At 51.4% G+C, this 14,962-nt stretch carries 12 protein-coding genes; 6 read left to right on the forward strand and 6 right to left on the reverse strand.

Annotated features, from left to right (window positions below):
• Nucleotides 1–9: 9 nt before the first annotated feature.
• From CWS43_RS08970 to CWS43_RS08980, 3 genes are read right to left on the reverse strand one after another with little or no spacing between them, the layout of a single operon-like run.
• Nucleotides 10–1,314: a cytochrome c gene (locus tag CWS43_RS08970; protein ID WP_101076600.1), complete on the reverse strand. Its 1,305-nt coding sequence runs from the start codon at nucleotides 1,312–1,314 to the stop codon at nucleotides 10–12.
• Nucleotides 1,311–1,784 (reverse strand): (2Fe-2S)-binding protein, encoded by a 474-nt coding sequence (locus CWS43_RS08975; RefSeq protein ID WP_101076601.1) that lies wholly within the window; start codon nucleotides 1,782–1,784, stop codon nucleotides 1,311–1,313. Before CWS43_RS08975 ends, CWS43_RS08970 begins: the two co-directional genes overlap by 4 nt.
• A 14-nt stretch (nucleotides 1,785–1,798) precedes the next feature.
• The gene (locus CWS43_RS08980; protein WP_101076602.1) at nucleotides 1,799–4,012 is read right to left on the reverse strand and encodes a molybdopterin cofactor-binding domain-containing protein; all 2,214 of its coding nucleotides are present in this window, start codon (nucleotides 4,010–4,012) and stop codon (nucleotides 1,799–1,801) included.
• A gap of 413 nt (nucleotides 4,013–4,425) precedes the next feature.
• On the opposite strand from CWS43_RS08980, the gene CWS43_RS08985 reads away from it, so the two are divergent.
• Together CWS43_RS08985 and CWS43_RS08990 are read left to right on the forward strand one after the other, a co-directional pair.
• The gene (locus CWS43_RS08985; protein WP_101076603.1) at nucleotides 4,426–5,394 is read left to right on the forward strand and encodes an XdhC family protein; all 969 of its coding nucleotides are present in this window, start codon (nucleotides 4,426–4,428) and stop codon (nucleotides 5,392–5,394) included.
• Between the two features lie 438 nt (nucleotides 5,395–5,832).
• Nucleotides 5,833–7,254, forward strand: coding sequence for a PAAR domain-containing protein (locus tag CWS43_RS08990; RefSeq protein ID WP_101076604.1), 1,422 nt, complete (start codon nucleotides 5,833–5,835; stop codon nucleotides 7,252–7,254).
• A gap of 820 nt (nucleotides 7,255–8,074) precedes the next feature.
• Here CWS43_RS08990 and CWS43_RS09000 read toward each other — a convergent pair.
• Nucleotides 8,075–8,719, reverse strand: a complete 645-nt coding sequence (locus tag CWS43_RS09000) for a TenA family protein (RefSeq protein WP_101076606.1) — start codon at nucleotides 8,717–8,719, stop codon at nucleotides 8,075–8,077.
• Between the two features lie 2 nt (nucleotides 8,720–8,721).
• Entirely contained in the window at nucleotides 8,722–9,564 is an 843-nt protein-coding gene (locus tag CWS43_RS09005) for a BtpA/SgcQ family protein (RefSeq protein ID WP_101076607.1), read from the reverse strand.
• Between the two features lie 27 nt (nucleotides 9,565–9,591).
• Here CWS43_RS09005 and CWS43_RS09010 point away from each other — a divergent pair, with 27 nt between their 5' ends.
• Nucleotides 9,592–10,458 (forward strand): PfkB family carbohydrate kinase, encoded by an 867-nt coding sequence (locus tag CWS43_RS09010; RefSeq protein WP_101076608.1) that lies wholly within the window; start codon nucleotides 9,592–9,594, stop codon nucleotides 10,456–10,458.
• A 45-nt stretch (nucleotides 10,459–10,503) separates the two neighbouring features.
• On the opposite strand, the gene CWS43_RS09015 is transcribed toward CWS43_RS09010, so the two are convergent.
• Nucleotides 10,504–11,457, reverse strand: a complete 954-nt coding sequence (locus CWS43_RS09015) for a substrate-binding domain-containing protein (protein WP_101076965.1) — start codon at nucleotides 11,455–11,457, stop codon at nucleotides 10,504–10,506.
• Nucleotides 11,458–11,816: 359 nt separating this feature from the next.
• Here CWS43_RS09015 and CWS43_RS09020 point away from each other — a divergent pair, with 359 nt between their 5' ends.
• The 3 genes from CWS43_RS09020 (at nucleotide 11,817) to CWS43_RS09030 (ending at nucleotide 14,961) form a co-directional block, all read left to right on the forward strand.
• Complete coding sequence (locus CWS43_RS09020; RefSeq protein ID WP_101076966.1) at nucleotides 11,817–12,827, forward strand: LacI family DNA-binding transcriptional regulator; 1,011 nt, start codon at nucleotides 11,817–11,819, stop codon at nucleotides 12,825–12,827.
• A gap of 366 nt (nucleotides 12,828–13,193) precedes the next feature.
• Nucleotides 13,194–13,940, forward strand: coding sequence for an ATP-binding cassette domain-containing protein (locus CWS43_RS09025; protein ID WP_198555807.1), 747 nt, complete (start codon nucleotides 13,194–13,196; stop codon nucleotides 13,938–13,940).
• Nucleotides 13,941–13,959: 19 nt separating this feature from the next.
• Nucleotides 13,960–14,961: an ABC transporter permease gene (locus tag CWS43_RS09030; RefSeq protein WP_198555808.1), complete on the forward strand. Its 1,002-nt coding sequence runs from the start codon at nucleotides 13,960–13,962 to the stop codon at nucleotides 14,959–14,961.
• Nucleotide 14,962 lies beyond the last annotated feature (1 nt).

Genomic DNA, 14,962 nt, shown 5'->3' on the forward strand with positions numbered 1-14,962 from the left:
CTGCGGACGTTATTGTTTACGCTGATCGGCCACCTGTTTCGGGGTTACCGAGCCATTTTTATCCCCGAACTGGCGCAGGACGTAATTGGCCACCGCGGCCACTTCATCATCCGAGTATTTAGCCCCAAAATCAGGCATCAGCACCTGTTTACCGTCTACCGTCAGCTGGGTCCCGTGCAGAATTGCCTGAACCACACTGCGCCCGGCCGGGTCATTGACGGCGGTGCTGCCTTTGAGCGAAGCATAAGGCGTCTGACGTCCGTCGCCATTCCACTGATGACAGCCGCTGCAGTCACCGGCAAACAGCTGGCGGCCCGGCGAGTCATCCTGATCACCTGGCAGGACCGCTGTGGCGTTCATCGCACCTTTCGGTTGCAGATTCACCTGGCTGGACGTTTCTGTTTTCACCGGTTCGATATTGCGCAGGTATTTCACCAGCGCAATATTGTCTTCCTGTGTCAGGAACTGCGTGCTGTTTTGCACCACTTCAGCCATCGGGCCGGAAGCACTGCTACGCCCTTCTGCGTGCCCTTTTGCCAGAAATTGTGAAAGCTGGGCGTCACTCCAGTTGCCAATTCCGGTGTCTTTATCTGGTGTGATATTTCCGGCTAACCACCCCTGAACGACTTCACCGCTCAGGCTTTTTCCCTGATTCAGGTTAAAGGCAAAGGTGCGCGGCGTATGGCATTCCGCACAGTGCCCCAGCGCCGTAGCCAGGTAAGCGCCCCGGTTCCACTGTTCGTCTTTTTGCGGATCCGGTGCAAAACGCTGGTTATCGAAGAACGCCAGATTCCAGAACTTCATCCCCCAGCGCTGATCAAACGGGAACGACAGTTCGTTGGCGCGGTTAGCCTGTTTCACCGGCGGCAGGCTGAACAGATAAGCTTTGATCGCCAGCACGTCATCACGGCTCATTGCCGTGTACGAGGTGTACGGCATGGCCGGATACAAGTTACCCTGAGGCCCGGTGCCTTCGCGCACGGCGGCGACAAACTGGTCATCAGTCCAGTTACCGATCCCCGTTTCTTTATCTGCTGTAATGTTGGTACCGTAAATCGAACCAAACGGCAGTTTAAACCGGAAGCCCCCGGCAAAGGGCTTACCGCCCGGTGCCGTATGGCAGGCAACACAGTCTGCCGCGCGCGCCAGATATTCACCACGTTTTATCGGATCCGTCATGCTGGCAGGCGCACCGGCAACGGGCGCTACAGGTTCGCTGCCAGACGGACGCAGCATCACATACGCCACGTAAATAAGCGCAAGGATAATCAGGGTGATGATCAGCCAGAACAGGCGTCTGAGGGACGTTCTCATCCTTTCACCTCCGTCGCCAACGCGTCTGCCGCCTGATGTATTGCCGCGCGTATGCGGACATACGTAGAACAACGGCACACGTTCCCACTCATCGCCGCATCAATATCGGCATCGGTGGGATGTTGTTTCTGAGCCAGTAACGCCGTCGCTGACATGATTTGCCCTGACTGGCAGTAACCGCACTGCACCACGTCGAGATCCACCCAAGCGGCCTGCACGGCTTTACCCGCCTGCGTTTCACCGACAGATTCAATGGTTGTAATATGTTTTCCCTGCGCACTGGCAATGGTGGCCTGGCATGAGCGCACCGGTACGCCGTCAATATGCACAGTACATGCGCCGCACATCGCTACGCCACAGCCGAATTTCGTGCCAGTCAGCCCCGCTTCGTCGCGTAAAAACCACAACAGCGGCATCTGGTCGTCACCCTCAAACTCAATGGTTTTGTTGTTAATGATTAAAGTTGTCATGATGCTCCCCGGAATTAAACGGCGTCAGAATGGTCAGGACGATGAAAAGGCAGGCTCAGCGAACTGCGCGGCCTGCCCAGCAACGCCAGCGCATTGCCGACAGCGGGCGCAATAGTCGGCAACCCGAGTTCCCCGACGCCGCTTGGCGCCTCTGACGACGGAACAATAATCACCTCAACTTCCGGCATTTCATTAATGCGCAGGGGGCGATAGTTGTTGAAGTTAGACTGGTCGATCACGCCCTCTTTCATCGTGATATTGCCGTAGAGCGCAATGCTCAGCCCGTAGCCGATGCCGCCTTCAATCTGTGCTTTGATCACATCGGGATTCACCGCCACGCCGCAATCCACCGCACACCAGACCTTATGAACTTTCGGTACGCCGCCATAACCAATCGAGACTTCGGCAATTTGCGCCACCCGGGTACCAAACGCTTTCGCGACTCCCACACCGCGCATTCTTCCCGGCGTTGAGGCCGGGCCGCTCCAGTTTGCCGCTTTCGCCACCGCGCGCAGAACACCGGCCTCGCGCGGAGCATCGCCCATCAGCGCCAGCCGCCCCTCGACCGGATCCTGGCCCGTCTCATGCAACAACTGATCGATAAAGCTTTCTACCGCATGGCCGGTGTGCGTACTGCCCACCGAACGCAGTGAAGTCGTCGGCACTTTGCCCGGTATGATGTGGGCATCGCAGCGAAAATGATCGAAGGTATAGGGAAGTTCTTTCGCCCCTTCCACCATCGTGCGATCTACGCCCTTGCTGACCATTGCGCCAAAGACGCTGCCGACGGCAAAGGAATGCCCGGCCACCGTGTTGGTCCAGGCAACGATTTTGTTATCTTTAATTGCTGCACGAAAACGATGCAGCATCATCGGCCTGTACCAGCCATTGCGGATATCATCCTCACGGGTGTAAATCAGTTTGACGCCCTGACCCGGTCCGATGGCTTTTGCCACTGCCGACATGTCAGAGGCCAGATCCGGGCCGTTAGTCTTGTTACCTAAGTCAATACGACGCCCAAAACTGCCACCGGCCAGAAGGGTTTCGATGTGGATCTTTTCAGGGGGAAGTTTGAAATATTCGCAAAACTGGTTCTGATCGATAGTCTGGATCTGACAGGCATATTTCGCGTGCACGCTGTCACCATCCCAGAACAGATAACCGGCCAGCGGTTCCATTGGCGCGTGCGCCAGATACGGAAAGGTGTATTCCGCTTCAATCACCTTGTCTGCATTTTTGAGCGCGTCGTCAGGGTTGCCCTTTACCGCAGCCACTTCGCCCGGCGACTGAGCCTTCTCGCGAAACTCGGCAAAAATCGCCTCTGTGCTGCGTTTTTCTGCCGCTGTGTCGTCCCATTCCACCTGAAGTTTTTCGCGACCACGTATCGCAGCCCAGGTGTTGCGGGCATACACGGCGACGCCGTTGTCCGTGGCTTTAACATCCACCACATCCGGGGTTTTCAGCGTTTCGCTGGCATCAAATGATTTGAGTTTACTGCCAAACTGCGGGGGCTTTTTCAGCGTGACCGTCAGCATGTCTTTTTCGTGGATGTCCTGAGAAAAAAAGGCCGAGCCGTTGGTTTTGGCGACAGAATCCACACGATGTAAGCCGCTGACTTTGCCAATCAGCGTAAAATCTTTCGGATCTTTGAGCGCAACGTGCTGCATATCCGGAGAAGGCAGCGCGGCGGCGGCAGTGGCGAATTCGCCAAATCCGCCCGATTTTCCCGTTGCGGCATGCGCGATAATGCCGTTATTGACGGTGATTTCTGCTTCCGCCACCTGCCACAACTGCGCGGCGGCACGCACCAGCATCAGGCGCGCGGTCGCGCCCATCTGCCGCATCTGATCATAGGCATTGGCGACGGAACTGGAGCCGCCGGTTCCCTGGATCCCCATTTTGAGATTTTTGTAGACGGGGGTATCAACCGGCGCAGCAATTACGCGTACATCCGCCCAGCTGGCGTCCAGTTCCTCAGCCACCAGTGTCGCCATTCCGGTATAAACGCCCTGACCGACTTCGGTATGTTTACTGAATACGGTGACGATGCCATCCGTGCCAATCTGGACAAACGCATTGGGTCTGAATGTACCGGCGGCAGATGTTGCCTCACTGGCAGCAAGGCCGCCGGCCTTCGCCCCTTTTGCCGGCAGCCAGGCACCGACCACCAGCGCGCCAGCCCCGATAATAAAGCGGCGTCTTGATAACTGAACTTCAGGATTCTTCATTGCAGATTGCTCCAGAAAGCCATTCTTATTAACGGTTATAATTATGATTTTATAAATACTGAGATTATTTTAAACAAAATACGGGTGAGAAAAGCGATGCGGAAATTATAAAAAACGCTATAAATCATCATGATCATTTTTAATATAGCAGGGTTACGGGAAAGTGATTACCCCGATAATTCGATTAGGCTTATGAGCGATATTAATCAATCCATCATTCTTTTTCAGCATAAAACAGATTTCAATAAAATTATTATAATTCATTGAGATAAAAAACACCCACCGGTGTGAGACTGCGAAAAACCATTGGCAATATATAATAAATTATATTACGAATATTATTTCATCTTGCCGCTGACAGTGAACTTCGCTATTAATGACGCAAAGTCAGCCCTATTTACGGATGTTAACCGATGCAAAGTCTGGATATCAGTGTTATCAGTCAGTCTGCCAACTGGATTAAAGAACAACCAATCTGGTTATGCACGGTACTCAGCACCTTTGGTTCTTCACCCCGTCCGCCGGGAACGTTAATGGTGATTAACGGCAGCGGACATTTTTGCGGTTCATTATCAGGCGGATGTATTGAAGACGATTTTATACAACGCATCCGGGATGGGGATTTTCGCGAGCCGTCTCAGGTTGTGCGTTACGGCGATGGCGGCTTAACACCGGGCCGTGCGCTGCCCTGCGGCGGTGTCCTGGATATTCTGATTGAGTATCTGGAGCCGACGGCGGCTAATGCTCTCTATATTGCACAAATCCGTCAGTCGCAAAACCGTCACGTCTCGCTGAAGAAGCAGATAATCCCGCCCTTCGCCTGCCATTCCCTGACGGAAGAAGTGTGGAAAAGCAGCACCCTCGTCGGGCGCAACGACAACGGAATTACGATCACCATCGCTTGCGCGCCATGTATCATTATCGCCGGGCTTTCTGCCGTTGCGGTGTTTTGTGCCGAATTCGCGTCAGGCCTGGGGTTTGAAACAATCATCTGCGAACCGCGGGAGGATATTCTGGAGAACTTCCACCCGCAAATCGCCGGACGCTTCACGCTGGAAAAGGTTTTTCCGGCACGATATCTCGAACAGCACGGGTGCCACCCGAATACGGCAATCGTCGCATTAACCCATGATCCACGGATGGATGACCTGACGATGATGGAAGCCGTGAATACTGACGCCTTTTATATCGGCGTCATGGGTTCACTGCGTAACAGCCAGAACCGTTTAAACAGGCTGAAAACCACGGCGGGGATGACCGGAGACGAACTGGCGCGGATCCACGCCCCGGTGGGTATGGATATTGGCAGTAAAACACCTGCCGAGATCGCACTGGCCGTGATGGCAGATATCGTACGGGTGAAAAATCAGCCGGAGAGATAGAGATAATGCGGAGCAGCGTCTCCCCCTTTGCAGGGGGAGAAAGTGAGTTAACATTATAAGTTAAAAGAATAATTTATTTTTTAAGAAATTTTTTATCCGTTTTTTATCCTGCCAAAAAACTTTTGTAAAAAAAGCTTCACCACATCGCCAAACCGCACGACAAGTCAACATACTTCGCAGACTTAAACGAAAAGCTAATTTTTGAAATAAATTCCATTAGCGTGATATATAGATTTTTTGCATTATATCCATATCAATTTTGAGGGTATATTGGGATTAAACAAATACAGGAAAGGACTCGTTATGAAAAATGGAAAACGCATTCACTTTTACTCTCCGGAAGAAAAAAACTATTTGTCACGGATGAACTTGTTCAGGGAAAACGAATGGATTGCTTATTATCTAAAACATGATAATGCAAATTAAAAGGGAATTAAAATGAGCATAGGATATTTCTTGGTCTTAGGCGATGGCACATCATGTGGCGGCAAAATATTAGAAGGATCCCCGTATGTAACATTTCGTGGCTTACCTGTCGCATCTGCAGGTGCAAAGGTCACTTGTGGTAAAAACCCCGGAAAGCTATATCACATTGCGGGAGGGATACCGAATATTATTGATATGGGGTTGCCACGCGCAGGAACATTAGATAGTAGAAGTTCATGCCCTTGCAAAGCTTTTTTAATACCCAGCATCCTTAATGCTTCTTACTATCCGATGGCAGAAAAAGTAAAAGTGGTTCGCGCCTCTACTCAGGAGCCAGAACAGCATGCACAAACTATTAAAAAAACGATGGTATCAGATTCCAAATCTGAACCAGTAGCACCAGGACCAAAACCAGAGCGCGAACCTGCAGAGCCGGGATTCTGTATTGTCGATCTACCAGCCACTGTGAAAGATTTTGGGGACTATCTTTTTTATAACCCGGTTGAAGGGGCGCGGGAACTATATGATGCTTTAAATGGCAGTGGTTATATAAAACCCGCATCTATTTTATTACTGGTTGACCCACTGAAACAAACGCCGGAACAGGTTGAAGTTTTAAAAACGGCTAAAGCAAGGATTGATAAAGCCCTTGCCCCGCTTACAAATGATGAAGCAAATTTTTTCCATAAACACAAAGATGCTATTGAGGCATTCACTGGTTACGGAAGCAAGATTTTAGGTACTGTGTCAGAAGTCGGCGGTAAGTATTTTGAAGAAATAGAAAAGGTTTTAAAGGATATTCATAAAACTTATGAAAATGCATTTATAACAAGGGGTGCATTATTTGGTGAACAGTTCTATGTAGCAAGAACAATGCAGTTCAAAAAACTTAATTTATTGCTTAATAATTTTATGAAGTACAAATTAGGAATGCACCAGTATGATGATATTAGAAAGGCGCTAGGTTTATCAAGCAGGAGCATAATGCATCACTGGTCACAAACAGGTGTCTCAGACATTGAAGGTTATGCCACATATATTGAAAAATCAGCCAAACTCGTGAAAGCCATGAAAACACTAGGTTATATTGGCATTACATTTGATTTCGCCAATACCGCAAAGACCATATATGATGCATGCTCTATAGGGAGAGAATCAGAATGTAGGAAAACAAGCTTCACAGAGATAGGTAAATTTGCAGGTTCACAAGGTGGTAGTTTAGCAGGGGGCGCTATGGGGGCGGGAATTTCTGGTTCAGTTTGCGTATGGGCTTTAGGATTTACAACCGTTGAAATTGGTGGGACTGGAGCATTGTTTTGCTCAGCGATAGGAATGACCGGGGGGCTTATAGGTGGAAAAGTGTTAGGCTCATATGGTGAAGATTTAGGTAGCGCCGCTGGTAAAGAAATATATGAGGCATTTTATAATGAATAGTAATCTTGCAGTTTACCTATTTATTGCCTTGTTAATTTTAACAATAACTTATGTTATTTTAACTTACTTCAATTCCAGATTATATAATGAAGTATGCGAACAATATAAAAATAAATATGGGGAAATAAATCCAAGCGCAATTTCATTTAAATATTTCAACTTTAACTTTATTTATATAAACATGCCAAACGAAAAGTTTAAATTTGTTTATTCCCCTTTGCTTCTGAGAAAGCATTCACCACTAAATAAAATAGACAGTGGTAAATGGTATGAATTTATAAATACCCGAAAAACCTCAGTTAAAGTTTGGTTTTACGCTGAACTTATTACACTTTTACTTTGCATGACAATATTCTTTGTACTCCTGACTTGTTACACCGTATCAAAGACAACTGGTTAGTTTCTCAACTATTCTGTGAATTCAGTGGTACCATTAATTTAATTGCACCACTGAATAACTCTACTCCATGATTTGCATGGGAATATTTTTAAGATGAAAAGTTGCTCTCGCAGCGAATTAATCGGGTTGCTACCGAAATAGTTCATTATAGACTTCCTAAAAAAATGGCCCAACAGGAACCATTGGATAAGCAATAATTAATTAACGCGGATTTTTGTGTCTGTCAGTGCCATGAGTACGGGTTTCCTTTTGTAGAAGTTGCCCGATTCTTTATACGGTTAGATCTGTGCTGTCAAGCAATGGCAGGGAGTTGCAAAAAACTCAATAAGCATTATAAAACAACAAGTTGACTTGGCTTTGCAACCCCTTACAAAGGCGTGCAACGCTAATACTCCCCCTTTGCAGGGGGAGACGCGCGGATTAATCCGCGAAGGCGGCACTGTGAAAATCAATCTCCCACTGAAGCACCCTGCCGTATAAATCTGACAAGGCGTTTTTTTGCCCGTCATCCAGCGTTTGCGCGCAGCGATTCAGCTCCGTTTTCAGCCAGTCTGCCTGCTGGAAAAACGCATCTTCAGCATGCAGTTCGACCCAGCGGCGGATATCTTCATCGCTCTGGCTTTTCTCACTGACGCGCTGACACCAGGTGTAATACATCCACTCCGCGCCGAACATCAGTATGATGAATTCCTCATAACTGCCGTGGCGGGCCACATCGAGCATGCCTTCGCGAAAACGGATTACGCCCGGCAAATCATCCGGATAATCTGCCGGATTAACCTGCCGCTTTGCCAGTACCGTCTCAAACCAGGCAATTTGTGTGTCCACCAGCGCATTCAGCACACCAATCAGCCAGCGTTGCTGACCGATACCCGGCGCCTTGCTGATCCCCAGCGCAAAGATCGCAATCGCCGTAGAAACAAACTGACCTTCGAACACCAGATAGCGGTTAAACACGCTGGCGGGCAACCGATTCTGCTCAATATCGCACACAAACCGGTGCTGCTGCATGGCATGCCAGCGTTCCTGATGCTCACGCAGCAAACGGTCACTGAAAACTTCCATCGCTACACCTCCAGCGCTTCACGGGCGGCGGCCATGAAATGTTTCACGCGCGCCAGTTCCACATCATTCCACCATACGCCGTCCACTTTCAGCGCACTGGCGACGATCACCCCCTGAGTCCGGGAGAGAATTTCCACCACGTTATCCGGCGTGACGCCCGAACCGACCAGCAGCGGCAGCGCGGTTGCACTGCGGATTTCGTCAATCTCACTGAGCGTGGCGCTGTCCCCGGTGCGCTGGCCGGTGGCGATCACCGCATCGGCTTCGAAGAAGTCAACATCCCGCGTCAGCTCTTTAATCGAACGATCGGCAACAATCGCATGGCTGCCGTGCTTAACGTGGCTGTCCGCAAAAACGCGGATATGCTCAGCGCGCAGCTGGCTGCGGTAGCGCAGCGCCCTGGCCGCTGCCCCCTCAATGAACCCTTCGTTAGCGATGTAGGCGTTCGCCCACTGATTAACGCGCACAAAATCGGCTCCACCGGCCAGCGCCGTTGCCAGCGCCGGAACGGCGGCATTCGCCAGAACGTTAATCCCCAGTGGCACGTCAAAACGGGTACGGATCCGGTCGGTGATCACCGCCATCAGTGCAGCGGTTTCCGGGCCAATATCCTCCGGTTTTGAAAAAGGAATATCGCCATGGTTTTCAACAATCAAACCGTGAACGCCGCCGGAAATATAATTATCCGCATCACGAAGTGCGCGTTCAATTATATCACTCACCTTTTTTCCGCTGTATTTAGGCGAGCCAGGGAAAGGGTCGCAATGAATAACACCAATCACGGCTTTACTTCGTGAAAAAATAGCTTGTATTGCGCTGATTTTTTCTGCTGATATAGAGGCCATCTTCTTAATCCCGTTTAAGGAAACACTATGCGTGTTTATGTTGTTGGTAATATTACCGTCGATGAAATTTGGGCAATACCTGATATTCCCATGAAAGGTTCTTCTATTCACGGGAATAAAATCTCACAAGATATCGGTGGTAAAGGCGCAAATCAGGCTGTCTTACTTTCCCGTTGCGGAATTAAAACAACATTAATTGCCGCCATTGGAAATGACATGAATGGCCGCTGGATTTCGGGACAAATTCGTCACGAACCCTTGCAGCTTTTGCCTGATTATTTATTCCCCTGCAACAGCGATACCTCTCTCATTTTTCACTGTGCCGATGGCGATAATGCCATCATCACGACCACTACGGCGGCAGATTCCCTGAGCATCGGGAATGTCACCCTGGCATTGGCGGAAGCCGTGCCCGGCGATATTTTGCTGCTTCAGGGCAATTTCTCTTATGAGAAAACCCGCGATTTGCTTCAGTCAGGCAAGCAGCACGGCATGACAACGGTGTTTAACCCGTCACCGGTCCGGGCCGGTTTCAGCCAGTTGTGGCCCTGGGTCGATATCGCGGTGCTCAACCAGCCGGAGGCCGAAGAGCTGCAACCGTCTGGTGTCAGCACGCTCGTGGTGACACAGGGTTCACGCGGCGCCACGCTGACCAACACAACACACCAACATTTCAGCCCAGCCACTCCCGTACAGGTGGTGGATACCACCGGTGCAGGCGATACTTTTCTCGCCGTCATGCTGGCTTCATCGCTGCTGCGTAATACAGATATCGATGCGCTTTCGCTGGCGCACGCCAGCCAGGCTGCGGCCATTACGGTCAGCCGCCAGGGCACGTACAGCGCTTTCCCCGATACAGCCGAGCTGGCCACCCTGTTTGCCCGCACAGAATAAACGGGTAAACCGGCCTGCATTTTTATGTGCATGCCGGTTCTCCTTTTATTTAAACATTGCGCGGTAAGCCCCGACATTGGCTTTGGTCACCACGGTCGCCGGAACCAGAATTTTCTTCGGCACGGTTTTACCTGCGGTGATGTCATTGAGCGCTTTCAGCGCCTGTGCGCCCATCTGTTCAGGATCTTGCTGCAAAACAGCCACCACGTAGCCGCCGTCAATGCCGCCGATCGCTTTTGCTGTCAGATCCCAGCCAAAAACTTTGATGTCTTTCTGACGCCCCTGGTTTTCGACTGCGGCAATCGCACCCAGCAAGGCAGGCTCGCCGGTGGCGTAAATCGCCGTCATATCCGGGTTACCGGTGATCAGGTTTTCCGCTGCAGTCATGGCGTTATCCTGAATATTTTGTCCGTCAACCACGTCAGCCACGGTGATCTGTTTATTGGCTTTAATCGTATCGACGAACCCTTTCTGGCGGTCGTTCTGGATGGCAGAATTCAGTGCCCCCACGATGCCAATACGGGCTTTACCTTTCATGTCTTTTTTTACGTAATCCAGGAAGTAATTACCGAGGATTTTACCGCCGGCAATGTTATCCACGCCGACCTGAGATGCCTGCGGGCCGTCAGGTAATACGGCATCGATCGCAATGACCGGGATTTTTGCAGCAGCAGCCTCTTTAATCGCCGGCATAATGCCGTTCACGTCAATGGCATCAACCAGAATGCCTTTCACACCTTGCTGAATATAGTTTTCAATTGCATCATTTTGCGCAACGGGGTTATCTGTGGCGTTAAATACCACCAGATTTTTTCCGCTGGCCTTTGCAGCTTCCTGTGCCCCTTTATTCATCTGATTAAAGAAAAGTGCCTGCTGGTTAATTTGCACCATCGCATAAGTCGGTGCAGCGGCCATTGCGTTAGTCATATAACTGCCCGATGCCAATATCGCTGTCACCAGCGCTAAAACACGAAATTTTCCGGTGTTAAATAACATCATTTTTGTCCTCATTGGGATTGCGTTATAACCAGCATTGCCCCGGCGTAAATACGCTGAGCAGTCAGAGTGTTGGCAGGACAAATAATAAAGTGAGCGCAGTATAACCTGATCAAAAAAAACAGGCTGATCGCTGAGGCCGCTAAAAAACATTTAGGCAACCGGTCCGTTTCGGCGCACTGATAAAATGGTCTTTATCGGTTGGGAATTGCTTCCCGGGTGGTGCAGGTAAACTGCCTATTACAATTCTCCGCGACTGAAAATTTGTCAAGCGTTAATTTCAACCTGCGTTTTATCGCCGGAAAATGCTATAACTGCTGCGTTTAATTATGTTACAGATATCTTTTATCCAACGTGGCCTGATGATGAAAAAACGCGTGTTGTTATCCGATGTTGCCAGTCTTGCCGGTCTTTCCAAGGCGACGGTATCGCGTTACATGAACAACAGCATCGTTCTGCCCCAGGCCACGGTCAGCCGGATTGAATCGGCCATCACTCAGCTCGATTACCGCGGCAACAGCCTGGCACGAAGGCTGAGCAAAGGTGGCAGCGAAACGCTGGGCCTGGTGCTGCCGGATATCACAAACCCCTTCTTCGCTGAGCTGGCAGATGCGGCCGAAGAAGCGGCATTTGAGCACGGTTACAGCCTGGTGCTGTGCATCACCCGTAACAATCCTGAAAAAGAGAGTCAGTTTATTCACTGGCTGGATACCTGTCAGGTCGATGGTTTGTTGTTCACCACCAACCGGCCTGATACCGGCATGCTGCGTAAGGAAATTCAACGTCATCAACGCATTGTGTTGCTGGATGAGGATATTCCCGGCAGCTGCGCGCCAAAGGTTTTCGCCGATAACGTGCAGGGCGGCATGCTCGCCACGCAGCACCTGATTGCCGCCGGGCACCGGGAGATTGCGTTTATCGGCGGCCCCGATGCGCTGATGAGCGTACGCGAACGCTATCAGGGTTTCTGCACCGTTCTGGAGCAGGCAGGTTTGCACTGTCCGCCCGAGTGGGTGATGTACGGCGACTATCAGCGTGAGTTCGGCCAGCGCGCGCTGCACCAGCTGTTCAGCCATAAAAAACGCCCCACCGCGGTCTTTGCCGCCAGTGACTTTTTAGTCCTCGGCATGCTTGATGGCCTGCGCGATTTTGGCCTGCGTGCACCGGATGCACTTTCGCTGGTGGGCTTTGACGATGCCAGTTATGCCGATTTTACCCAGCCACGTATTTCCACTATCCGCCAGCCCGCACGGGAGCTGGGCCGCACAGCCGTCAGCCTGATGCTGCGGCTGCTCAATGGCGATGAAAATGTCCCCGCCGAAACGCGTCTTCCGGTCAGCTGGATAGGCCGCGATTCCATTCAGCCACGATAAAAACGCCCGAACAGCGCAACTTATGCACGCTTTTGGCGCAAAAAATGGGCGAAAAGGTTAATCAGGTAAACCGGTTTACCTGACAATATAAAATTATTTAACGTAATTACAACCAGTTAGAAACCCCCTGTTCATCTTCATCTCCGCTCTGGCATGGAAGCTGCTTAGTTCCCTGTGGCGAACAAATAGTGCAGCGTTTTGACCCGGAGGGCGTGGCAACAATTCTGTCATTTAGGTAAACCGGTTTACTAGATTGAAAACCGTGAATGACGGAACATTTTTCTTTTTGCTTCAACCTCTTACCCTTATGTCTGGCAACAGGAGTTTACGATGCAACAGACGAAACCCGCAACGGCGCGGGTAGAGATGGTCAATATCACCAAGACCTACGGTTCGATCCGCTCACTGCGTGGCGTGAACCTGAAACTGGAGCCTGGCGAAGTGCTGGGGCTGGTTGGGGATAACGGTGCAGGCAAATCGACACTGACTAAAGTGCTGTCAGGTGCGGTGGTGCCCACCAGCGGCGCTATCCGCATTGATGGCGAAGAGATGCATTTTACCAACCCGGCGGATGCCCGCCGGTGCCACATTGAAATGGTTTATCAGGATCTTTCACTGTGCGATACGGTCGATGTCGCCGGGAATTTGTTTATGGGGCGTGAACCGCTCAGACACGTACTCGGCATCCCCTTTCTGGATCAGACCAAAATGCACGCAGATGCGCGTGAAATGCTCAAAGGCCTGGGGATTTCGATTCCGGATACCCACCTGCTGGTGCGCAATCTCTCCGGCGGACAACGTCAGGCGATTGCCATTGCGCGTGCCGCCGCCTTCGAACCCAAGGTGCTGATTATGGATGAGCCTACGGCGGCACTGGCCGTGGCAGAAGTGGAAGCTGTGCTGGAACTGATCCGCCGCGTCAGCGCACGCGGTGTCAGCGTCATTCTGATTACCCACCGGTTGCAGGATCTGTTCCTGGTCTGTAACCGCATCATGGTGATGTACGAAGGGACTAACGTGGCGGAACGTCGGGTAGCAGAAACCAGCCTGGCAGACATCGTCAACCTGATTGTCGGTGAAAAATTCACTGCGCAGTCCGCTGCCCCACATTGAGGTAAACGGGATGAGTATGATCAACTTAAGCGGTTCACGCGTAATCCGGCATTCGCTGCCGCGCCGCCTGCTGCATAGCCACTCCGGCGTTGTCAGCATTGCGCTGTTTTTTATCTTTTGCTGCGTGGTGTTTTCGCTTATCACCCATAGCTTTCTCAGTGCCACTAACTGGCTGAATATCATCCGCCAAAGTGCACCGTTGCTGATCGTCGCTGCCGCCATGACGCTGGTGATCACCACCGGCGGGATTGATCTTTCCGTCGGCTCGACCCTGGCCCTGGTCGGTGCGCTTTCAGCCATTGCACTCAACAACTGGGGACTGCCCTGGCCGGTGGTGTTAATCGGCGGGCTGGCGCTCGGCGGGCTGGTCGGTGCCATCAACGGATTCTTTATCGCCTACGAAGGGATCCCCGCGTTTATTGTCACCCTCGCCATGCTGGCGGTGGTGCGCGGCGTCGCGTTGCTGATTACCCAGGGCTATTCCATCCCGATCCCGGCGGACAGCCTGTTCAGCTTTATGGGGCGCGCCTGGGTTTTAGGTATCCCTATGCCCGCGCTTATCGGCATTGTTTTACTGCTCGTGGCCCACATTGCGCTGAATCACATGCGCTTTGGCCGCTATGTTACGGCCATTGGCGCCAACGCGGAAGGTGCCCGCCGCAGCGGGATCAACACCAAAGCGGTGACGATGCGCGTGTATATCATCAGCGGAATGGCCGCCGCGCTGGCCGGGATGATTATCACTGCCCGTCTCGGCAGTGGTTCGTCTAACCAGGGGGAAGGCTTTGAGCTGCAGGTCATCGCCGCCGTCGTGCTGGGCAGCACCAGCCTGTTTGGCGGTTTTGGCACGATCCTCGGCACCCTGCTGGGCGCAATGTCGATTGCCATTATTCAGAACGGCCTGATTTTGTCGCACATTTCACCGTTCTATACCCAGATAGCCACCGGCACCATCATCCTGCTCGCCATCTGGCTGAACACCCGCATTCTCAACCCGACGCGAACACCGTCAAAAGGATAGC

This window comes from Rahnella sp. AA (assembly GCF_002834385.1).
Taxonomy (GTDB): domain Bacteria; phylum Pseudomonadota; class Gammaproteobacteria; order Enterobacterales; family Enterobacteriaceae; genus Rahnella.